The sequence below is a fragment of the Lewinellaceae bacterium genome (assembly GCA_020636135.1).
GTDB lineage: Bacteria > Bacteroidota > Bacteroidia > Chitinophagales > Saprospiraceae > JAGQXC01.
Window position 1 is genome coordinate 771326 of the sequence record JACJYK010000002.1, and the last position, 23195, is coordinate 794520.

Genomic DNA, 23195 nt, shown 5'->3' on the forward strand with positions numbered 1-23195 from the left:
GTTTTAAAAATTTGACCTAACTTTAAAAATGGTTAAAAAAGTATATAACTCGCTACGGTAAGGAACAGTGAGCGGTGACAAGAATACATCTTAACTCCTTCTTATTTATACAGCAACATGCTCATCAGAATGATTCCGGTCATCAAGCCGGGATCATTCTATGATGGCTATTAACCTGGTACCGGAGATAAAATGCCAGTCGATCGGATGATGATTATGTGAGAGAATTAGATCTGAAGTAGGTACGTAACCTCATCGCAAAGTGATTACGTTTTTGATGGAATGGTCTGTACAGCTTGTTATACATATTTTCAAATTGAATACGTAGATTTACTTTGCGCCAATATAAATTGGTTTTATTATGTATAAGGAACAGATAATAAAACAATTGTACTATAGTGATCGGCTTTCCTGTACTGATCTGAGCCGATTGATCCACAAGAGCATACCATTCACCTCGGCAACAGTTAATGAACTGATTGATGATAATGTACTGCTTGAAGAAGGACTTGCTACTTCGACCGGAGGTAGGAAACCGCATGTGTTCTCTCTGAAGCCGGATTACTTTTACATTTTCGCCATCGCCATCAATCAGTTGAATACCCGAATGGCCATCTTCGACCTTACAGGCACCAGCATAGTGCCCATTCAGTCGATCTCGGTTCCTCTGGCAGGGAACCCCGGTGCATTGGAGACCATCACCCAGCATGCCAAACAAATGTTGATGTCAAGCAATATTGACACCTCCAAAGTATTGGCCGCAGGAGTGGGTATGCCCGGATTTATTAACCTGAAAAAGGGTATCAATCACTCCTTCCTGAAAGTTAAATCAGGCAACATCAACCAGTACATGGAATCTGTATTGGGCATACCGGTGATCATTGATAATGATTCCAGTCTGGTAGCTTTAGCTGAATTGGGTAAGGGACTGGCTCAGGGCAAAAAGAATGCACTGGCCATCAATATCGGATGGGGAGTTGGTCTGGGAATATTGCTCAATGGTGAATTGTTTCGGGGCGAAAACGGATATGCAGGCGAGTTCAGTCATATGGCATTGTTCAACAACAATAAAGTATGCAGCTGCGGAAAGATAGGATGTCTGGAAACGGAGACTTCGATCAAAGTGCTCCTGGACAAAGCCAGAGAAGGTATGGCAAAAGGGAAATTTACCACGTTGCCCAATCCACTTCCCGAAGAGAAAATAGAAGCGGTCCAGGATATATTTAATGCCATGGCTCAGGGCGATCAGTTTTCGATCGGCTTACTTAGTGAGATTGGTTATAACATCGGCCGAGGCATTTCCATCCTTATTCACTTGCTGAATCCGAGTTTAATCATCCTGAGTGGGATCGGGGCAGGAGCCGGCAAATTATGGCTTGCGCCCATCCAGCAGGCGGTCAATGAACTGAGCATCCCCAAACTCGCGGAGAACACCGAGATAAAAATTTCAGAGCTGGCCGGTGACGCGGAATTGGTTGGTGCCGGAGCCCTGGTGATCGATCACCTGGAAAATTTCGATCTGAGCAAGGTACAACTGATGTTGCGTGAAAAGTGACTGTAAGCTTACCGGTTATACTTGCCGGAGTTTTTCGCGCCAGCCTTCAACTTCCAGCTGACGCAAGAAATATTTACCGATTACATCAAATTCGAGATTGACGGAGTCACCGGGCTCAATCCTTCCCATGCGGGTATGCTCATAGGTATAGGGAATGATCGCCACCCGGAAATTGTCCAGTCCGGGATCGATGACAGTAAGAGATGTACCGTCAATGCTCACTGAACCTTTCTGAACAAGCAGTCCTGCAAATTCGGAAGGGAACTGGAAGGTAAATTCCCAGCTTCCATTTTGGGCCAGTAAGGAGGTACATATACCCACGGCATCCACATGACCCTGGACGAGGTGGCCGTCCAAGAGTGTTGCCGGAGTTATGGAGCGTTCCAGATTGACGGTGTCACCTGGTTTCCATGTTCCCAGTGTGGTTTTTGACAGTGTTTCCCTGATGGCTACAACCTGATGCGATTCCTGGTCATGGGCTATGACGGTAAGACAGACGCCGTTGTGGCTGATGCTCTGATCAATTTGCAATTCGGGTGCTAACCGGGAGGCAATGATGAATCGCAAGTTGCTGCCTTCCGATCGAATTTCTGTGATAATACCTGTAGCCTCAATGATTCCTGAAAACATGTTATTCGCCTCGAATTAAGTGAATGTATCCGGTGAGTACTTCCGTTTTATCCGGATTGGTACTGGTAGCGGTATCAAAAACCCGGCAAGTGTAATAGTAGACACCTTCTGCCAGGTCGCGGCCGTTCAATCCTGTGCCATCCCAGTTGATTTGGGGATCGGTGGTTTCAAAAACGAGCCCGCCCCAGCGATTGAAGATCTTCATTTCAATATGGGTAATAAACCGGTGGGTGATGGGTATGTAATAATCGTTGTGTCCATCACCGTTCGGGGTGAATGCATTGGGAAGCAGAAAATCCGGACAATTGTCGACACACTGGATCACGCTGAATTCGCTTTCATTACCGGCACTGTCCACTGAGGTTACGGCATAGCACCCGGCAATACCTGTTTCCGGTTTGTGTTTAAATTCCAGTTTATTGGATGCCGGCACTTCTCCGATCAATGTAAAATCCGAGATTTTGTTTGCCGCGAAATAGATGCGGTAGGCTGCAAAATCCCGTTCGCGGTCACACCCGGACAGCGGTACCTGCCAGGTAATGGTATTGATAAATTCCTCAGCTGGTGTGCCTGGTAATGCCTGTGAACAGAGATTCTCCACGCTCACCTGTGGTGGACAGGGCGCAATCGAGTCAAACGGTACTGCGCAGCTTATCTGGGAATAATTCTCAAGAACGGGTGGGAATCCCGATATGCCATAGGTGCCTAAAGCACGGACGGCATAGCAGTAGTTTTCACCATTATTGATGCCATTCTGGTCGGTATAGGATGTTGTAGTGACCGTCGTTATGGAGTCAAACGTCTGACCCTGCATCTTATAGACCACGTATTGGTAATTACTCCACGGGACCCTGTAATTCCAGGACAGCTCATTGGACTTGTCTTTGCCAACCACCTGTAAAAATACCGAAGAAGCCGGCTGGCTTTCTCCATACGAAACGACATTACCCTGGGTATAAAAAAGGATCTTGTACGTATATGCTAGTGTGGTATTCAGATTTTGATCCTGCCAAACCGTGTCCTTGAATGAACCAAGAAAAGTTGACGTCCAGCGGTTGATCAGGGAGAAATTGGTGCCGCCGATACCATCTGCGCGCATGAGATCAAATGCATAGGGCCCTGGATGGGTAACCGTGTCCAGGTCTGCACCCACCGGTTTGGTCCAGCGGAGATATATTTCGCCCTGGCTTGGATCGGTATTTTCAACACTGACATTAAGGATAAAAGGAACATCCCGCACCAGTTGGGCACAGACCTCTTCCGATGGCAGGCTGGGCGTCCGGTTGAAGGTGTAACCTCCATTGGACAGGTAGGCGAATTCAGCCTGAATACGGTAGCAATAGGTCTTCCCTTTCTCCAGGTCCTGATCGAGGAATGTGTATCGACCATTCTCCATCGTAAGAACATCAAACCCGATCTGGGTGTAGCCAAGCCCAGCCAAACCCGGCGAGCAGGTATCCGGCTCAAACGTGACGGAATTCACTTTCCGCCAGATGGAAAATCCCCGGAAATAATCTTTAAAGGTCAGGTCACAGGCATAGGGTTTTTCCCAGCTGAGCAGTAATCCGCTGGATTGGGGTTCGATCTCCAGATCCTGGGGAGCCGGAGCGATTACCCGGATGCGCACCGATTTAAGGTTGGCCAGTCCAGTGGTATCCAGATCATCATCCACCGCACGGAAAACGACTGTATAATCACGGTTGGACACATGGTCACAGAGGGTTGGCCACACAAATGTTGCTTGCAACGGTTGGTTTACATATCCGGTAGGGCCTTCCATATAAGCCGGACTTACGTCCTGTATGAAAGGACCACCAAGGGCAGTAAGTTGCACTTTATCCGTTTTGTTCGGATCCGTAACCGTGACCGGAATGCGTACGGTATCTCCGGCAATGACACAAAGATCTTCAGTGGTCTCTATTTCCGGTGGTTGATTGTTGCAGTCCTGTACAAAGATCTGCATGTCCCGGATGGTCGTATTGATCAGTACACCTTCCCGGTATTCATAAATCTTGATGGCGATGTTGTATTCTCCTACCCGCTGGGGGGCATCCCAGATAAAATCACCAGTTACTTCGTTGATGTCAATTTGATTTTCGGGTCCTGGCGAGATTTCATTGGGGAATTTATAATTCGGAACTTCCATGTCCGGCCCGGCTAAAGGAACGATCAGCTCATAAGCGAGACTGTCCTTGTCAGGGTCGAAGGCATTGGGATTATGAATAAATCGCTCATTAAGACAAGCATAATCGATCGGAGGCTGAAGGAGACGCGGTGAGCTGTTGTATCCCTGAAACTGGGTGCTCAACAGCGTGAAAGTGGTCTGCAAGGCAAAAGGTACATTGACCGAGTTGGGCGGATCGACGTTCAGGATGCCAGCGGTACGGTTGGGGTCCAGGGTCAAAAGTGTATAGGTGCCGGGCCCCGGATAGGTATGTTCTCCGATGTAAATGTTCTTTTTTACGTTGTTGGCGAGTTCTTCACCTTGTCCTATAGGACCATTGACCCTGCGCAGTGAATCCAGTTTTCCATCCCCCCAGTAAAGCCCCAACTGCGGTCGGTCTACTTCGGCACCACGGATACGGGTATAGGTCACGATAGTGACCCGTATGGTCAGGTCGCTGATTTGCTCATAGGTGATCTCACCTGCCCGGTTATGCGTAGCCAGCAGGCTGTGTGGTACGAACAATCCCAGGAGTAAGAGAAGTAATATGGTTGCTTTGAAATTCAATCAGACCGATTCCAATCCTAAAGTTAATCCTTTCTATTTTAAACGTACAATGTGCTGATTTAGTCGATCCCGTTAATCTTTATACGGATCATATACTTCCGCTCCGGCCATGATGACCCCGACCGGGCGCAGGCGGTACAAGATGCGAATGGTTTTGGCATGATAAGAAAGGACTTCCTGAAGTGATTTGTAGCATTCAGGGCTTTCATCTGCCCCGCCACCCCGCAGCTCAACACCAGCGGAGCGTGCTGCAGATTGTGTCCTTCTGAAATCAACTTTGCCAGGTGCAACCTGGACCAAACGGCGCGTACCGTCCGGATTTTTTTGCCACTTGATCTTACCGGCTGCCTGACGCCGTGACATGACTCTGCCAGCACCATGCACGGTAGAATAAAGACTATCCCTGGCCTCGGGAGATTCCACACCTTCTACAATCACCGACTCATCCAGCATGGTGGATCCGATAAATCCCTGCTGCCCGGGAAAGGCAGGGGTACATCCTTTACGAACCACCCAATATGCTTCTTCAAAATGGGTTTCCTTCCAGGCAAAATTGTGATGGTTGTGTACTTCGTAATTCGTATGGGTCTGCAGGATCTGTAATATGCGGTTGACTACCCAATCCCTTCCGGCATAGGCATATTCACCCGCTATATCAAGTGCCTCAAGGTAAGCCTGTCCTGTGGGTGAGTCCTGATGAAAGAGGATTGGTGGAGCGTCCATCGATCCCTCCTGCACACGATCGCCGAAAGCTTTACCCTGGGCCAGAGCGATAAAACCCATGGTCAGGGAGTGACCGAAACCACGAGATCCAAAGTGAACGCCTATCCAAAGCTTACCTGCATCATCCGTAAAAAGATCCACAAAATGATTGCCGGCTCCTACAGTACCCAGCTGGGTGACAGCTTTCTCACGCAGGCTATTCTTTTGCGAAGCAGGGATACCCAGGTCCAGACGGGCAATGCGGTCGAGGACCGGATGATCCACCCGCTCCTGATTTTTACGTCCGATGCCGAATGAAATCACGCGTTCGATCTCATCCATGAGCTTCACAATGTCAATGTCCGCGACATCAACCATGGTGCGAACCGCCTTATTGCCGCAGGCGATGTCAAACCCGACACCTGATAAGGATACCTGGTCCCGATAGGCTACAACACCACCTATCGGATGGCTGTAACCATAATGCGCGTCTGCCGTCAGGGCGGCATAAGAGCCTGACCGGGCGCAGGTATTGATCTGCCGGATAGTAGCTTCATCGATCAGCGGCTCACCAAAAATGTGCAGGTGGGACTTATTGGGCATTGAACGTTTCTACCTTTATATCATCCAACAACAGCTGCCGGTCACTGTTTACGTTCCAGAAGAGAAAACTCATCCGGTTGAAATCACCTCGTGGCAGTTTCACATCCATGAAGAGGAGCGCTGCCTGCTGATCATTCAGAAAGCGGTGTACCCGGATGTAATTTTCTTTGACCTTCTGATCATTGCGGTAAAAACGGACGATCAGTTGAGTCATTTTCCAGAGATCCCATTCTTTGTGGGGAGCCATGGCCTTAAAGGTGATCCGAATCCAGGTGGCATCTCCCGGCAACAACTGGACCGAATATTCATCGCTGTAGGGATGTTCCTGGTCCAGGCAAAGCGACCGGTTGCCATCCAGAGGAGGAAAATCACAGGTGTGGATCGTCGTGTCGGCTTCAAAGTCAAAATGGGCTATTTCATGTACGTCCTTCCGGATACCATCAAAATATTCATCGGTATCCATGAGTTTCTTATAATCTTCCGGCTGATGGTAGCGGCCCAGCACCTTCCAGAAGTAGGCCTTGGTCATGTTTTCCGGATCCAGCAATCCACCTTTATGCGCCTGGTGGGTAAGCCAAAGATTGTAATAGGTAAATAGCGTGATCACGCCTGCGGCAATCCACTGGGTCCATGACCGCCAGGTTTTGATCTGTGTCACCATCGCCGCCAGAGGGATGGTTAATACGGCATAGCTCTGCACCATAGCCCGTTGTCCCAGGCTTCCTCCGTACCACCAGATGTCCCAGGCAAAGGTGATGTAAATGAATGCCATGGCAAAAGTCAGCGTAGCCCAGAACAAGGAGCGCCAGTGTTGCCAGAGATAATAAAAACCAATCAATGCCAGCGCCATCATCGGGGTATAAACCAGCCACCCCTTTTTATAACTGAAGAGGCCATTGCCGAGATGCGGATGCAACCAGCTGAAGCCCTGATCCTGATAGCTGTACACCAAAAATTCACCCGCTACCCATTTCCAATAGATGATCTGAATGGATCCGATCGCTGCCATGACTCCGATGGCCAGGATCAGATACCGTCGCTGTTCCCACCAGTATTGCAGGCGTGCCGGCAATTTTCGAATGTCGGTCAGGCCCCACAGAAGTGGGATTCCCCCGGCTATGATCTCCGTAGGCCTGGTCAGGGCAGCCAATCCGAGACATGCCCCGATCGCGAACGAATCGAACCAGGAAGGCTGCCGGTACCAGCGGTCGGTGAACCAGAGCAGCATGGCGTAAAGCGTGAACAGGTAGTTGTGGGTCATCGCTCCATCGATGGCTGAATAGTTCAGGTAATTCGTGCCGATGACCAATAAGAGCAGTGTGATAGCCACCACCGAATCGCTGAAATAGTTCAATAACAACCTCCGGATAAACCACAACCCCAGGCAGGCCATAAATATGCTGCCGAATGATAGCATGAACTGGTATGGTGGTGAAAAGCCGTCTGCCGGAAAGTGTGTCAGTTGCGCTATCCCGTGGGCGATCAAAAACCAGGGCAGGTATTGTACTGCCATACCGGCTGCGTACTTCATCACTTTGACGCCGGAGGGATGGTCAAATGCCTGGTATTGGGTGCTGGCAGGATAATATTTCTGCTGGATCGAATCCGACCAGGCCAGGTGTTTGATGTCATGGTATATGAAAAGGGCAGGCAGGTAATAGTAATATCCCGAGACATCCCAGCTGATGGTGGCCTCAGTGCGTGATTTATTCCATTTGGGGTAATAGAAAAATCCGACGATCCAGATCCACAGACAACACAGGACCAGCACCCACATACTCCAGGAGCGATCACGATTCATGAGGCGTGTTTTTATCCGATCCGGAAGTAAGTTGTGAAGGATGTTCAGGAGGACAGGCCATATGTATGAAATTGGAGGGCATAGCTGTGTTTCTCGGTGTTTTGCCTACTTTTGTTACTGTGCTGAAGATACTTAAATTCATGGCATGCAACCAATCAAAACACTTTCCATCATCATACCGGCTTACAACGAAGGACCCACCATCCGGCTGATCCTGGATAAGGTACGCGATGTAGAGCTCATTGCCGGCATCCGGAAGGAGATCATCATCGTGAACGACTGCAGCCGGGATAATACCGAGGATGTGATCAGGGAGTACCTGGAGGAATACCCGGATCAGGGGTTTCGGTATCTGGCCCATGAAGTGAATCAGGGCAAAGGTGCCGCGCTGCATACCGGCATAAAGCATGCTACCGGCGAATACCTGGTGATTCAGGATGCAGATTTGGAGTACGATCCGGAGGAATACAATATCCTCTTAAAACCGGTCATCCAGGGATTTGCCGATGTGGTTTATGGCAGCCGGTTTATGGGTGGCAATCCACACCGGATCCTTTTTTACTGGCATTCCATCGGCAACAGGTTTTTGACCAGTTTGTCCAATATGTTCACCAATCTGAACCTTACCGATATGGAGACATGCTACAAGTTATTCCGGTCGGACATCATCCAATCGTTGCCGCTGCGTGAGAAGCGTTTTGGTTTTGAGCCCGAAGTCACCGCCCGGGTGAGTCGGGTACCGAAGGTGCGGATTTACGAAGTCGGCATATCGTACTACGGGCGTACTTATGCCGAAGGCAAAAAGATCGGCTGGCGAGATGGTTTCCGCGCCATCTGGTGTATCATGAAGTATAATTTGTGGGCGAAGAGGTAGAAGGTAAAAAAAGGTAAAAAAGGTAAAAAAAGTAAAAAAGGTAACAGAGGTAAAAGAGGTAGCAAAGGTAAAAGAGGTAATAGAGGTTTAATGCTTATCTGCGGATTATTGAAAAACTTTTGCGATCATTTCCTGTAATTTTTGTGGATCATTTGAAAAGTCCGGTCTGGTAATGTCCGGTTTGAATGAAATTTGAAAAGCACTGCTGCCAAGGGAGGTACCGTTTTGATGTAGTGCAACCCTCGTAATATTGAAAAATTCATCAATCAGGTATTGCGATTTCATTGCTGCCAGGTCTTCCTGTCCTGATATTATTTTTTTACGGTTAAGGTCGTAGACCAGGTGACGGGTGACCGGAACTTCCTGCCTTCGGATGTGGTATATGTCCAGGTAGAGGGTGTCTGTCTTGCTGCGATTGTTCTGATTTAATGCAGGTATTTTACGCAGCATTTTTTCAAACGCTTTGGGTTTGATGTGATAATTTCCAATTTTACAAGTTCCGTCCAGACAGAAATTTAATTTTCCCCATTCCAGGGACAATGGTGAATTTTTGTATTTAATTGCAACCGGAGCAGCAACCTGAATGATCGGATCTGTCAGTAAGTCAAAAAAATGATTATTGGACAGAGTAGTCACCGGATTTTCAGTAAGGTTCGGTGTGAGGGAAAACGAAGCCATGTAAAAACCCTGATCCACCTGAATGCTGGCAATGCAACCAATGGCATTGGAAAATTTATCAGCTGGAAATTCCGGAAAAGACAAAATGGTGTCCGGATAAAAGATTACCCAACGTTCCATTTTTGTTGGTGCTATTTTTCCATTATGAATAAAATTTCCATGGTTGTTGACATTGAGGAATAATTCCCGGGGTAATGAAAAATTATGGATTGACCTGGAAGCTATCCGGGATAACGGAATTTCACGGTCACTTACCTGGAGGAAAGCTTCTGAATCATTTTGTGGGAGATTGGCATAGAGATAAATACGGACTTCGACCTCTTCACCGAATAAATTCAGAGAAAGATAGGTATCGGCACCCGGAGCTGCATGGATGATTTTTGCAACGGTTGATAAATCCGTATAATTTATGTTGTTTCTTTTGCCAAAATTAAAATCGCGCCAGATGCTGGTATCCTGGATTTTTTGATTAAAGCTGATAAATCCTGAATTAAAACCTGACCCTATCCGGTAGTTGCGATTTTTGTAGCGCAGGACTGGTTTATCCTTTAACAATTCCAACAGGGTTTGGATATTGGTAAGCTGGTTGCTATTAGACAGCAAAAGCAGTGGTTTATATTTCTGTTTTCCGGTTGATTCATTGATGTTTATTACCTCGAGATGTGGCTGTAGCAGGAATTGCGCATTTCCCCACTGTAATACGAAAGCTGAGTCATCCAGGCCAGTGGTATGATCCGCATATTGAAATATGGGACGCTCGCTCCAACCCATCAAATGTGCTCTTGAAGAATCATTTTTGAAAGCGGAGAGCAGCAGGACTGAAATGGTTACAATAATGGCAGCAGAAATTATTATTAACCGGGTTTGTTTTGTTTTCTTTTTTAGGATCATATAGCTGATCCGCTGTTCCAGATAGGAGGCAAACCCGGTGGTCAAAGGATGGTACAATTCCTTTTGATATCTCATAAGAAGTTTAAGATATTCCGCCGGAGCTATTTTTTGAATAAGCAATTGATCTACTTTTAACTCATGCACCAGTTGTATTTCACGTTGGAAGTAATAGGCTGCCGGGTGAAACCAGAAGATGGTTTTTAAAAATGCCAGGACAAAATTGTCCAGGACATGATGTAACTTTTGATGAGCCATTTCGTGCTCAAGAACAACCTGGTCTTTGGGATCAAATACCGGTGAATGCCAAAAAAGGAATTTCCCAAATGAAGCGGCCCGAGGCAATTTGGGATGGTACAGACAATGTCGATAAGGTGCATTTACTACGGGCTGCGCAGTGCTTAAGTACGTAAAGATCCGGCGTAATTTCAGCATGAGAAGTAGTGCGGCTATCAGGAAGCCCAGGACCCAGATCCCTATGGCTGCCTCATCCAATGAAAGAGAGTAGGGTGTTCCCGGTGGTGCCCAGGGTATGATCCCCTGCATTATGGGTTCAGGCGAGCTGACGGGAATATTAATTATTGGTGTGGCCAGGCCTGTGGTGGACCTTGCACCGGAAGGTAGCGGGATGCGCAAAAAGGGAATTATGAATGTAAGACCCATGCTGGCCAGAATCGCGGTGCGGTTGAAGGCGGGGGCGGGTACCGGTTTGAGAAAGAGCTGGTAAATCAGTTGAAAAAGGAATAGCCAGGCAGAGGCTATGGTGAGGCAGGAGAACAGGGCTGACATGGGAATTTATTTTTTGAGTTTGCGGATAATTTCTTCCAGTTTTTCCTGATCAAGAGACTCTTCATCCAAAAAGAAAGACATCAATGCTTCCGGTGACCGGTCAAAGTAATGATTGAACAACCGTTCAAAAGACCATTTACGGTATTGTTTTTTCTGTAAGACCGGATGGTATTGATGCGTATTGCCATAGACAGTGTGGCCGATCAGCCCTTCCGTCTCCAGTTTCCGTACGATTGAAGAGACGGTGTTGTACGGGGGGGCGGGAGGATCCATTTCCGCAAGGATGTCTTTGACAAATGCCTTCTGTAATTTCCACAGGATGCGCATAACTTCTTCTTCGCGTGGATTGAGAATGGTGTGCATAGGAGGTGAACTTTATAAGGTAACGCTTCTAATTTAACGAATATTTCGTTAAGCAACTAAAAATTAGTTAGTAAAAATACCGAACAGCCGGACACCCGCAGTATTTAGCAACCCAGTGGTTATTTCTCCTGAAAATCCCTAATTTTGCCCCGCTAAAGGAAACCTTATATGGGACGTATATTCGAAGTTCGCAAGCACTCCATGTTTGCCCGTTATGACCGGATGGCCAAGCAGTTTACCCGCATTGGCAAAGAAATCGCCATCGCAGTAAAAGCTGGGGGACCGGAACCGGACTCCAATCCCGCTTTGCGCCGGGTGATGCAAAATGCCAAAGGGGTCAATATGCCCAAGGATAAAGTGGAATCAGCCATCAAACGGGCCATGGGCAGGGATATGTCCGACTACGAAGAAGTGCTTTACGAAGGATACGCACCCCACGGCGTCGCAGTTCTGATCGAAACGGCCACGGATAACATTACCCGGACCGTAGCCAACGTGCGGGCCATATTCAATAAATTCAACGGTAGCCTCAGTACCTCGGGAAGCGTGAGCTTTCAGTTTAAGAAAATGGGCGTCTTCAAGCTGGACCCCAGCGGACTGGACCCCGAAGAGCTGGAACTGGAATTGATCGATAACGGCCTGGAGGAGATGGGAGAAGGAACCGGTGAAAACGATGAAGAACTGCTGGTCATCCGGGTTCCCTTTGTTGAATTTGGCAATATGCAGCATGCCCTGGAAGAGAAAGGGCTTAAAGTGATCAGCTCCGAACTGGAATGGATTCCCCTCAACCTGGTCAAGCTGGGAGAAGAGGAAGAACAGGAAGTTCTCAAACTCATCGGAAAGATGGAAGAGGACGAGGATGTCCAAAAAGTGTTTTACAACCTGGAGTAATCCCGTGCAGGAAATAAACGGAGATTTTGAAATATGAAATCCTATTTCCGCACGCCGGTTGCATTGCAGCTATCCGATTGTGAATCCAGTGATACGTCAAAGTTTATTTCCAGTGCATCACCATTTAAAGAACCAGATCCGGAGAAGGTAATGCCATCCAATATTTGCTCTTCAATGGTGAGGGTATTGCCGCTAACACGTGCGGAGGCACTTTCTCCCCAGTTGTACAAATTGTAAATAACAATGGACTGGGCGTCTCTGCCGGATTCCCAGATGACCAGATCATAGCTGTCATCACCCAGGCCACAAGTTTCCGACATGGTATACGCGCCTAGAAATTTCACATTTTCCCTGATCTCTTCTTTCGTACAACGAATGGTCAACATACAAATCACTAAAAAGAGAATGCCTGGTAGTTTCATGATTAGGTCATTTTATTACGGTCAATGGTAAGTTAAAAAAACATGTTCCGTGCCAATCTGTAATTCTTATACTGTTGCCTTAACCGGGATGGACAAAAATGGGTTTCTATTGTTGGGTGTTTAAGATGCTAACAATATGATATTTATTTTTGTCATTTAATAGACACATTGTCATTTAAGCTGCGCCTATGAAGTATTGGAGTTTGCTGTTTCTTATTGTCATCGGGACCTCATGCCGGGTAATCCCTCAAGGGGTATTTGCCGATCAGAAGATGGGCATCGCCCCGGACTACAGTTTGCTGGCGAATTGGGCAGCCCATCCGGACAAGGCAGACGCCGCAGATAGCATTCCAAATCAGCCGTCCGCTAATGAAAGTGATCTTCCGGCAGATATCTTTTTTATTTATCCGACGACCTACATTGGTAAAAAGGGAGAAAACCAATGGAATGCCTGTATCGATGATGCCACACTTAATGCCCGGACAGATGAAACGGCGATCCTTTTTCAGGCCAGTCTTTTCAATCAGGCCGGCCGGGTATTTGCGCCACGCTACCGGCAGGCGCATTACCAGGCTTATTTCACCCGCGATGATTCTTCTGCCACCAGGGCGTTCAAATTGGCTTATCAGGACGTTGATGCGGCATTCAGCTATTACCTGGAACACTGGAATAATGGCCGGCCCATCATAATAGCCAGTCATAGTCAGGGTACCACCCATGCGATTCCATTGATCCGGAAATATTTTGATGGCAAGGAGTTACAGCACCAGTTGGTGGCAGCTTACCTGGTGGGCATGCCTGTGTCCCGGGACGATTTCAAATTCTTACCACCCTGTACTACGCCGGATCAGACCGGCTGCATATGTTCCTGGAGGACCTTTCAGACCGGTTATGAAGCCCACTTCAGACATCCTTACCTCGCCAGCAGGTTTGCTCCGAGGCCTCAGACGATCGTAACCAATCCATTGTCGTGGACAACCGATACACTTTACGTGCCTCGTCAGGAAAACCAGGGCTCACTGTTGTTTAAATTCAATGAGGTGATGCCGAATCTGGTAGATGCTCAGGTCGTTCAGGACATGCTATGGGTTACCAAGCCTAAATTTCCGGGGAGCTTGTTCATCCGTACCAAGAACTACCACATAGCCGATTACAACTTCTTTTATTTTAATGTCAGATCCAATGCTGCCGGTAGGGTACAGGCATACCTTCAGGAAAACCCGGGAGGGGCATCCCGGATAGGGAATTAATTATTTTTTCCACGGCAACCGGTTCACTTTGCGGCCGATCTGATAACCCAGTTTGAGGCCTGCCTCTGCATCCATCCTGAAATGGACCCCCAGCGGAATACGCGAATAGGCATTTTCTTCCGCCATTTCATAGAAGCTTTGAAAGGACCTGGGCGTCGAGATAAATTCCGTCCGCCCTTCATGGCATCGATCGGTCATAGCCGTCGAGATCCCAAATACATCGGTGAGGACTTCGGCAGCGGCAGCGCCAAATGTGGCATGTCCCGACGGATAAGCAGGAAAAGGAGGCGTGAAGTAATTACCCGAGCCGTCCGGGCACATCACGGTATTCCATTCGGTATCGCCCATCATCTGCCGGATATAGTCCACAGGCCGCAAATAATTGTATTTGTACTTCTCATTCCAGCAACGGACACCGGAATCACTGAGAGCCATGCACACTTTCGCATAAGCATACACGGCTTCATCCAGTGATGATTTCTTCGTCGAAATCAGCTGGTTGGTGACAGCGATCCAGCGGCCCGATGGTGTGAAAGTCAGAATAGGACAATCGTCGCTCCAGAAGTTTGCAATCCAGCGGTCTTCATAATTTTGACCACCCTTGATCAGATTGACCAGGTTCTTTACCTCCTTGGCCTGGACATAGATTTGGGAGGTCGGGTCGGTACTGAAGGGAAGAGGTTGCGGGGCATTGTCATCGGAACTGGCCACGAAAGTCCGGACCTGGCCCCAGTAGGGCAATAGAGCCTGAGAATAATCGGGGTATGTAGGCTGCCAGGAACCAGCGAAATTTGGCGGCTGGTAACTGGGGTCGGTGTTGTGCAAATAGGCCTCGTGGCCACTGGCATCGGTCTTTGACCAATTGTACACGGCATTGGCGACGGCAGTGCCAAAGTCACTGGAACGCTTATAGACGTCTGCAGGCACGGTTTGCCCGAACTCAATGTTGAATTTTTGTTTTAAGGCGAATAACTTCTGCTGCATGCTGGCCGGAGCCGTCGGGAAGAATGCGGAAAAGATGCTGCTGTAGGCGGCATGCAATGCGGTAGGCCAGTGGTATTCCTGTCCGGATTCAGCTTCCGGAAGCTTCATAGCAGGAAAAGTGGATTGCAGGGAATTGTAAGATTCAGCCATCCCGGGTACAACAGCCTGATAAGCAGCCAGACAAATGTAGGCTGAAGCCCTGGCCGAAACAGGTGGGCGATATCCGGGCGTATAGCGTTCAATCTCAAGATAAAACTGCATCCATTCCAATGCGACTTCATTGTCAAAATCAGCCGTTTTAGGTAGTTCATCCGGCAATAGGACGGGACTTTCTTTCTGGCATGCGAACACACCGAACATCAGCAGGAGTACAATGATTGCATTGGTAAATTTGTTATTCATATAGTATTGAATGAGGTTGATCGTTAAGGTGTTCTGACCGGGGGCAGGGTTCGTTCATTTGATTACGGATATCCGGCAACAATGCGGGCCACTTCGATGAGACAGATACCAGGATGCTGTCCAGCCAGAAATCCATCTTTTCGACGGAGTCCATCGTTTCCCGTGTCCTTTGTGCCAGAAGCGAATCTTCGATCCCTGCCTCGCGGATGATTTTTTTGGTAGGATCGTCCAGCAGATCGTAGACTTCAAACATTTCGATCAGTGGTGCATTCCTCACCGCAAGTAAATGAGTGCGTTCCTCAGCAGGTATCGATACGGGTAGTTGATGGTCCATCAATGCATTGACAGAATCCCAGAGGGTCGAAGTTTCAAAGTGAAGTGAATCCATGCGGCAAATAAGCCGTTGGCGGTCTGAGATTTTGTTTTGAATCATCTCAAGCTCTGGTTGTTGATTACAACCGATAACACCAAGCAAAAACACTGAACCAATAGCCAATTGCTTAAAGACAATTTTCATAAAACAGATTTCGACTTTAGCTCCTGTAAAGAGATCCGATAAATAGACTGAAGAATGGACGAAGGTAACTGAGAAATTCGAAGAAATCAATCTCAAATGGTATCTTAAGATCCGTAAAAATGAGGAATATGAAAGCTATAGAAAGGCGCAAATTCATTCGCCAATCAGCAACCATTGCTGGCGTGCTCGGAGCAGCTCCGTTATTACCCCTTGAAGCAACAGAACGTAAACGCAACATACCCGCTTCCGATAAGATGCGTATGGGCGTGATAGGATGTAATGGTATGGGGTGGGCGGACATGCGTTCACTCTTATCCATGCAGGAAGTTGATTGTGTTGGGGTATGCGATGTGGATCAATCGGTGCTTGACCGTCGCAGTGAGGATGTCATGAAGCTGAGGGGCACCAAGGCTGCTCAATACAAGGATTACCGGAAATTACTGGACGATAAGACCATTGATGCGGTGGTGATAGGTACGCCCGATCACTGGCATCCGCGCATCTTTGTTGATGCCCTTGCAGCGGGTAAGCACATCTACTGTGAGAAGCCGATCGCTAATTCAATCGGTGAAGCCCAGTGGATGTTGTCAGCGGCGGAAAAATCGGATAGGATGGTTCAAATCGGGCAATGGCAGCGCAGTGGCCCGCATTACGAACAGGCCATCAAAATCGTACGTTCCGGCGATTTGGGAAACATCCGGCTGGTTAAGGTTTGGGCTTACCAGGGATGGATGAAGCCCATGGAGAAGCAACCGGATGGCATGGTACCCGACGGAGTGGATTACACCATGTGGTTGGGACCTGCTCCCACCCGTCCTTTTAACCCCAATCGCTTTCATTTTAACTTCCGCTGGTTCTGGGATTATGCGGGAGGACTGATGACCGACTGGGGTGTACACGAAATCGACATTGCATTGTATGCCATGAATGCCACGGCTCCAAAGTCCATTGTGGCTTCCGGAGGCAAATTAGCCTATCCTGATGATCCGGCTGAAACACCGGACACCCTCCAGGCGGTCTTCGAATACGATCATTTCAATATGTTGTGGGAACATGCCACTGGAATCGACGGAGGAAATTACGGCCGGACGGAAGGTATTGCCTTCATTGGTAATAATGCCACATTGGTTGTGAACCGTGGTGGATGGGAGATCATTCCGGAGACGCAGTACGATGGGGATAAAGGCATGACGGTGTATAAATACCCGGCTGTTCCTGAATATAACAAGCCAGGTAATCTCAATTATCTGGATCTCCATACCCAGAATTTCATCCAGGCGATTAAAAACAACGACCCGGGAAGTCTGAAGTGCGGTATCAGGACCGGCAGTGTTGCTGCCATCAATGCCCATATGGGCAATATTGCATTCAAGACCGGAAGAAAGATCTATTGGGATAGTACAAAGAATCAATTTAAAAATGATGCAGAAGCGACGGCTCTTATCCAGCCGACGTATCACAACGGCTGGAAATACGAAGGGTAGTTTTGTTTTCCAGTATCGCTTATTCCAAAGGTCAGATGATCTGGGAACAGGGCATAATTCGTAACTTTTACCAGAAAACCAATCAAGATGAAAAAACGGCTGTTGTCGATTGACGTCATGCGTGGCATGACCATTTTTTTCATGATCATTGTCAATGATCCGGGATCGTGGCAACATATCTATGCCCCACTGGAACATTCAAAGTGGAATGGATGCACACCAACCGACCTTGTATTTCCTTTCTTCGTTTTTATCGTGGGTCTGTCCATGTCGTTTTCATTTCTTAAATACGAGCACAAAGACCGCTCAGCCTGGATCAGGAAAGTGTTGAGACGTACGGCTTTGATCTTTTTGGTGGGCTTGTTACTGAATTGGTTTCCATTTTACAATAAATCGATCGCAGATCTTCGCATTCTGGGTGTATTACAGCGAATTGCCCTGGCCTATGGCATTGGAGCATTGATCGTCATCTATGTACGTCAGAAGTGGCTGATCTATGTCCTGGCTGCAATCCTCCTGGGATATTGGGGGTTAATGCTGGTTTTGGGTGGGCCCAATCCATTGTCACTGGAAGATAATATCGTTCGAACCATAGATCTATGGTTATTTGGTGAACGCCATATTTATCACGGTTACGGCATCCCCTTCGATCCGGAGGGATTGTTCAGCACCATACCCACGGTCGGTACGGTCCTGGTAGGCTATCTGATTGGTAAGACCATGCAAAAGGTCGAAATGCCTATGCAGAAGATCATTCGGATCTTACCCTGGGGTATAGGTTTGGTGCTTGGCGGAGTTGCCTGGAATTTTCTGGGATTTCCGATCAATAAACCCATCTGGTCCAGTTCTTACGTATTGTATGCCGGAGGATTGGCTACGCTACTGTTGAGTCTGCTGATCTGGATTATTGATGTGCAGGGGTGGAAAAAATGGGCCTATGTATTCCGGGTGTTTGGACTAAATCCATTGGCGTCCTATGCATTATCCGGGCTGGTGATCCGCATATTCGGGATGATCAAGATCGGAGACCAGGGTTTGTACGGGTGGCTGTATTCGCATCTCTTCCAGCATGCCGGCGACCAGTTGGGATCATTATTACAGGCGATAACCTATGCCATGTTTATCTGGCTTTTCGCCTGGTGGTTGTATAAGAATAAAAAGGTTATCAAGCTGTGAGGAACGGGATTTGGTGTTTATCCAATTCCCTGTTCACGGATTGAGCTGGGCTGAAACAAAACATTACCTCAATAAATCAACTTTCTGACACAGCAGTAAACCGCTCAACTACCTGCCGGGCCACATCGTCCGGTACCAGGGCATTGGGAGGGCGCACATGGAGCCACTGCTGGTTGCCGGTAGTGAAAGCCAGGTATTGCTTCAGGATGGAAACGAAAGGCAGGCCTTCAAAGATCTGCCGTTGTGCACTGGCTTCAGCCTGAAGCTGGTCAGCCTCCGGTTGCTGCCAATGACGGAATACCTCAGCACATTTTTGAACTGTGACATTGGCGGTAGCGGAGATGCATCCGGACCCGCCTGCCCGCAAAATGTCAAGCAGGTATTTTTCGGTACCCGCATAGAGCTTAAATCCCGGAAAATGGGAGGCGATCATTTTGCCATGTTCAAGATCTCCGCTGGAATCCTTCATGCCTACGATTTGACCGGGATAGGATTGGAGCAGTTTTTCGAGCAAAGGAATGGAGAAATCAAGTCCGGTTATTTTAGGGAAATGGTACAGATAGATCTCCAACTGGTCAGCAGCTACGCCTTCGATCACCCTTTGGAAATAGGAGAACAAACCATCATCAGAGACTTGTTTATAATAAAACGGAGGGAGCATGAGGATGCTTTTGATCCCGGACCGAACGGCGTGTTTGGTCAGCACTATCGTGTCTGTCAGGGCACAACATCCCGTTCCAACCATCAACCGATCCGCAGGAATACCGTTTTCGACCACTGCGGTGATCAGATCCATGCGCTCCTGGAGGCTGAATGAGTTGGCTTCACCGGTAGTACCCAGCAGGGCGATACCCTGGGCCCCTTTATTAATCAAATGCCTTAAATGACTGATTAGTAATGGGATATCAGGAAGTAAGTCCGGTGTCATTGGCGTTAGATTGGCAACATAAACGCCGGGTTGGAGGATGGTCTGGTTCATTGTCTGAAACTCTGTTGGATGAAAGGATGAAGATAGTATGAATTGTAAAATTGGCGGCTATAACACATGGTCTGGATGTGTTATGCTAGCAATTCTGCGGCGATAGCTGGTCACCCTATAATTTACCGGATCACTTCTGCAGTAAATGGGTAACTTCCGGACTAAGCAATCTTTCTTAATGGTAGAGATAAGCCCTGAAACACTGGACTGGCTGCTTACAGGAGATCCTGTTATTCTGCACTGGGTGCATCGGGACTTAATGCACAGCCAGCCAGCTACGATCGAGCAGGCCCGGAGAGCCATTGCCAGAGAGGGATGGGGCAAGGCATTACTTGACAGTCAGGATCCTTCCGACACCTGGGGACATGGCCTGTATTCACCAAAATGGACTTCTACTTTTTATACCTGTTTGTTGCTGAAGCGGTTTGATTTACCTCCGGTACCGGCCGTTTTGCATGGATTGGAGATACTTCTTGAATCAAACAAGGCCCTTGACGGAGGATGGGGGCCACAGAAGACCTGGAATCCCTCCGATACATGTGTCAATGGCATGTTACTGTCCATGTTGGCTTATTGGGAAATACAACCCAGGTTTCAAAAGTCTCTGGTAGATCATTTGCTCCAGGTAACTATGAAGGATGGCGGCTGGAACTGCCGTTTGCACAAGGGAGCGCATCATAGTTCCTTTCATTCAACCCTTTCTGTTCTGGAAGGTTTATCGACTTTTCAGTTGCGGCAGAAACAGCCGGACATACATATTGACCGGGTTATCAGGGCAGGCATTACATTCATGCTGGAACATAAGCTTTATCAGTCCCACCGTACCGGTGAAATTGTGGATCCAAAGATGACTAGGCTTTCATTTCCTACTCGCTGGAGGTATGATATATTGAAGATGCTGGATTACTTTCAATGGATCAATGCTCCACACGATGAACGGATGGAACCTGCTATTGAGCTTTTGAATTTGAAAAAAGACATTCAGGGAAGATGGCCTCTACAGCAAAATCATGCCGGCCGGGTTTTCTTCCATCTGGAGAAGGTGGGACAGCCCAGCCGTATCAATACTGTTCGGGCGTTGCGGGTATTACAATGGTGGAATGCATGAAGCTTGGAAGATAAAATTTAGCAGTTCACAGTTTAACCTCGAAAAGACTATCTTTTATATTGCAATGATCAAAGAATTACACTCCATGCTCAAGAACCCATTGCTTTATGAGATAAATACCCGGCCGTGGCTCCGTCTTTTTGGTGCAAAATCCACTTTGAGTGATGTGCCCGGTTCGTATTGGGACTACCTGAAAGACCAGGGCATCGGTCAGGTTTGGCTGATGGGGGTATGGCAAACCGCAGTAGTTGATGCCCGGATACGCCGTGAATTTCCCGAGCGCGTTCTGGATTACCATCCTGATGAGCGATATCCACCGTTTGAATATCATATTGGGGCTTCACCGTACGCTATTGCCCGCTATCAACCGAATGAAAATGTCGGTACCTGGGATGACATCGCCCGGATACGCGAAACATTGCACACACGAGGCATGCAATTGATTCTGGACTTCGTCCCCAATCATTTTAGTGTGGAATCTCCCTGGATCGATCAGTTTCCGGAGTATTTTATCCAGGGTGATGAAGCAGCTATTCGTCAAAATCCCACTGAATATTTCCGTCATGGTAACCTGATTTTTGCTCATGGCCGGGATCCTTATTTTCCGGGCTGGCGTGACACGGTCCAGGTCAATTATTTTAATCCGGATGCCAGGCAATGGATGGAGGACCAATTATCGAATCTGGCAGAAGTGTGTGACGGTGTCCGTTGCGACATGGCTATGCTGCTGGTAAACCGTATATTCAATAAGACGTGGCAACATCATTTTTCTACAACCCATTCTCCATCCATCTCTGAGTTTTGGTCAACGGCAATCCAGGTCATCAAGGCCAGGCACCCTGAATTCCAGCTGATGGCCGAGGTGTATTGGGATATGGAATGGGAGTTGCAACAGCAGGGATTTGATTTTACCTATGATAAACGGTTGCTGGATCGGTTGGTTGGGAATGAACGACAGGGGGTCCGGGAACACCTCCTGGCCGATGATGACTACCAAAGTAAACTGGTAAGATTTCTTGAAAATCACGATGAAGAAAGGGCCCTGTCCCATTTTGGTAAAGAACGCAGTTTCGCCGCTGCCATTGCTACCTATACTTTGCCAGGCATGCGTTTTTTCTACGATGGACAATGGGAAGGAAGCTTAAGGAAAGTTCCGGTGCAAATGATGGAATTTCCTCCTGAAATACCGTGTTCCTGTGGTTCCCTGATGGTTAAGGATAACCCAGCCAGCGTCTATTGTTCCGATACCTGGTTCTTTTATCAAAAGCTGCTTTATCTGCTCAGGAAGGATGTTTTTCAGGGAACCTGGAGTCAGATTAACCTGCAAGGGAATCAGCAGGATCAGTTTTTTGCATGGCAATGGGAACACAAAAGTGGTCGGACATTGATCGTGATTAACTACGATGGTTCACCTGGCACGGCTTACATCCATTTGCCGGATCAAAAAGGAAATGATCCTGTCGGGCTGTGGTCTGCAAGTGAAGAACTGGCCTTTCAATGGGAAGGGGATTATTTGTTGATCCCGTTACGGCCATATCAGTATCAGGTTTTTAATCTTTCGTTGGTAACTGTCAGCTAATTGTCAAATCAGGTTATAGACATCAACCGTGGTTCCGACTAAAATACCGCGCAGCGGATCCCAGCCTGAAGGGTTGAATAACGGGGCTGAATCGTATCGGAAGTTGCTCCGGTTTCATCGGGATAAGGAACCACGGCATGTTTGTCCAAACCCATCAGACAGCGGGCAAAGAAACCAATCGGACCGAACTGCCATTCCCAACTGACGACAACCCCATAATCCTGCTGTTCAGGTAAGTTAGGCTGAGGTGAATTGGATTTTGGATCAGATTCGGAGGAAAGCGGCCATTCTTTGAAGGCGCCCAGTCGCCAGCAGAAATTTTTTGATTGAAAGGCTATGGTCATCGGTACGGTAAGGTGGTGCAGGTACCGGTTCACCTTTATGTCCTGCTGACGGTCGGCATTAAAATAGACATCATCCGGATACCGGTAAATACGTTGCGTCCAGCCAGCTTCAACCTGAAGTCCGACATGTGAAGTAATTCTCCATTGCTTAAACAGGTAAACATGGTAACCCGGCAATGTCTGCATTTCATTGAAAGTTTTATCCGATGATTGCAGGATAAGATGATGCGAGTATCCAGCCTCAAAACCTGCCTGGGATCGCAGACCTTCTTTGCGTTGCCCCAGCAAGCATTGAGGCAATATAAAGACGAAGGTCCAAATGACGTATTGCAATCGGTTTCGGGACATGGAGTACTGTTTTTGGTGCTATTGCAAACGCCCTAAATGGACCAATCATTATGCCAGAAACATTGAATTAACATATTAATTTGTTTTAATATGTAAA

General features: G+C 47.8%; 19 protein-coding genes. 8 read left to right on the forward strand and 11 right to left on the reverse strand.

Translation table 11 applies throughout. The features are described 5' to 3' along the window. The first annotated feature begins 361 nt into the window (after nt 1–361). Nucleotides 362–1555: an ROK family protein gene (locus H6570_18330; GenBank protein ID MCB9321243.1), complete on the forward strand. Its 1194-nt coding sequence runs from the start codon at nt 362–364 to the stop codon at nt 1553–1555. Between the two features lie 15 nt (nt 1556–1570). Here the strand turns inward: H6570_18330 and H6570_18335 are convergent, their stop codons facing one another. The 4 genes from H6570_18335 to H6570_18350 all read right to left on the reverse strand — a co-directional run bounded on the left by H6570_18335 (nt 1571) and on the right by H6570_18350 (nt 8022). Then, the gene (locus H6570_18335; protein MCB9321244.1) at nt 1571–2185 is read right to left on the reverse strand and encodes a riboflavin synthase; all 615 of its coding nucleotides are present in this window, start codon (nt 2183–2185) and stop codon (nt 1571–1573) included. A gap of 1 nt (nt 2186) precedes the next feature. Continuing rightward, nucleotides 2187–4916 carry a gliding motility-associated C-terminal domain-containing protein gene (locus H6570_18340; protein MCB9321245.1) on the reverse strand — a complete coding sequence of 910 codons (2730 nt, stop codon included), beginning with the start codon at nt 4914–4916 and terminating at the stop codon, nt 2187–2189. 72 nt (nt 4917–4988) lie between these two features. Continuing rightward, nucleotides 4989–6221: an RtcB family protein gene (locus H6570_18345; protein MCB9321246.1), complete on the reverse strand. Its 1233-nt coding sequence runs from the start codon at nt 6219–6221 to the stop codon at nt 4989–4991. Next, nucleotides 6211–8022, reverse strand: coding sequence for a hypothetical protein (locus H6570_18350; protein MCB9321247.1), 1812 nt, complete (start codon nt 8020–8022; stop codon nt 6211–6213). The genes H6570_18345 and H6570_18350 overlap by 11 nt, the downstream gene beginning before the upstream one ends. Before the next feature lie 145 nt (nt 8023–8167). Here H6570_18350 and H6570_18355 point away from each other — a divergent pair, with 145 nt between their 5' ends. After that, on the forward strand, nt 8168–8896 hold the full coding sequence (locus H6570_18355; protein ID MCB9321248.1) for a glycosyltransferase family 2 protein: 729 nt from the start codon (nt 8168–8170) through the stop codon (nt 8894–8896). 105 nt (nt 8897–9001) lie between these two features. On the opposite strand, the gene H6570_18360 is transcribed toward H6570_18355, so the two are convergent. Continuing rightward, complete coding sequence (locus tag H6570_18360; GenBank protein ID MCB9321249.1) at nt 9002–11251, reverse strand: M56 family metallopeptidase; 2250 nt, start codon at nt 11249–11251, stop codon at nt 9002–9004. 6 nt (nt 11252–11257) lie between these two features. Continuing rightward, complete coding sequence (locus H6570_18365) at nt 11258–11614, reverse strand: BlaI/MecI/CopY family transcriptional regulator (protein ID MCB9321250.1); 357 nt, start codon at nt 11612–11614, stop codon at nt 11258–11260. Between the two features lie 168 nt (nt 11615–11782). On the opposite strand from H6570_18365, the gene H6570_18370 reads away from it, so the two are divergent. Next, a complete protein-coding gene (locus tag H6570_18370) occupies nt 11783–12505 on the forward strand; it encodes a YebC/PmpR family DNA-binding transcriptional regulator (protein MCB9321251.1) in 723 nt (240 codons plus the stop codon). A 41-nt stretch (nt 12506–12546) separates the two neighbouring features. On the opposite strand, the gene H6570_18375 is transcribed toward H6570_18370, so the two are convergent. Then, the gene (locus H6570_18375) at nt 12547–12927 is read right to left on the reverse strand and encodes a hypothetical protein (GenBank protein ID MCB9321252.1); all 381 of its coding nucleotides are present in this window, start codon (nt 12925–12927) and stop codon (nt 12547–12549) included. A gap of 188 nt (nt 12928–13115) precedes the next feature. On the opposite strand from H6570_18375, the gene H6570_18380 reads away from it, so the two are divergent. Beyond that, nucleotides 13116–14177: a DUF3089 domain-containing protein gene (locus H6570_18380; protein MCB9321253.1), complete on the forward strand. Its 1062-nt coding sequence runs from the start codon at nt 13116–13118 to the stop codon at nt 14175–14177. Here the strand turns inward: H6570_18380 and H6570_18385 are convergent, their stop codons facing one another. Together H6570_18385 and H6570_18390 are read right to left on the reverse strand one after the other, a co-directional pair. After that, nucleotides 14178–15563: a phosphatase PAP2 family protein gene (locus tag H6570_18385; protein MCB9321254.1), complete on the reverse strand. Its 1386-nt coding sequence runs from the start codon at nt 15561–15563 to the stop codon at nt 14178–14180. After that, nucleotides 15556–16080, reverse strand: a complete 525-nt coding sequence (locus H6570_18390) for a hypothetical protein (GenBank protein MCB9321255.1) — start codon at nt 16078–16080, stop codon at nt 15556–15558. The genes H6570_18385 and H6570_18390 overlap by 8 nt, the downstream gene beginning before the upstream one ends. Before the next feature lie 128 nt (nt 16081–16208). Here H6570_18390 and H6570_18395 point away from each other — a divergent pair, with 128 nt between their 5' ends. Then, nucleotides 16209–17564, forward strand: a complete 1356-nt coding sequence (locus H6570_18395; GenBank protein MCB9321256.1) for a Gfo/Idh/MocA family oxidoreductase — start codon at nt 16209–16211, stop codon at nt 17562–17564. A gap of 81 nt (nt 17565–17645) precedes the next feature. Continuing rightward, the gene (locus H6570_18400; GenBank protein MCB9321257.1) at nt 17646–18740 is read left to right on the forward strand and encodes a hypothetical protein; all 1095 of its coding nucleotides are present in this window, start codon (nt 17646–17648) and stop codon (nt 18738–18740) included. Nucleotides 18741–18816: 76 nt separating this feature from the next. Here the strand turns inward: H6570_18400 and H6570_18405 are convergent, their stop codons facing one another. After that, complete coding sequence (locus H6570_18405; GenBank protein ID MCB9321258.1) at nt 18817–19719, reverse strand: dihydrodipicolinate synthase family protein; 903 nt, start codon at nt 19717–19719, stop codon at nt 18817–18819. Nucleotides 19720–19897: 178 nt separating this feature from the next. On the opposite strand from H6570_18405, the gene H6570_18410 reads away from it, so the two are divergent. Together H6570_18410 and H6570_18415 are read left to right on the forward strand one after the other, a co-directional pair. Further along, complete coding sequence (locus tag H6570_18410) at nt 19898–20827, forward strand: hypothetical protein (protein ID MCB9321259.1); 930 nt, start codon at nt 19898–19900, stop codon at nt 20825–20827. A gap of 64 nt (nt 20828–20891) precedes the next feature. Further along, nucleotides 20892–22406 (forward strand): alpha-amylase, encoded by a 1515-nt coding sequence (locus tag H6570_18415; protein ID MCB9321260.1) that lies wholly within the window; start codon nt 20892–20894, stop codon nt 22404–22406. A 38-nt stretch (nt 22407–22444) separates the two neighbouring features. On the opposite strand, the gene H6570_18420 is transcribed toward H6570_18415, so the two are convergent. Further along, complete coding sequence (locus tag H6570_18420) at nt 22445–23098, reverse strand: outer membrane beta-barrel protein (GenBank protein MCB9321261.1); 654 nt, start codon at nt 23096–23098, stop codon at nt 22445–22447. Between the last annotated feature and the right edge of the window lie 97 nt (nt 23099–23195).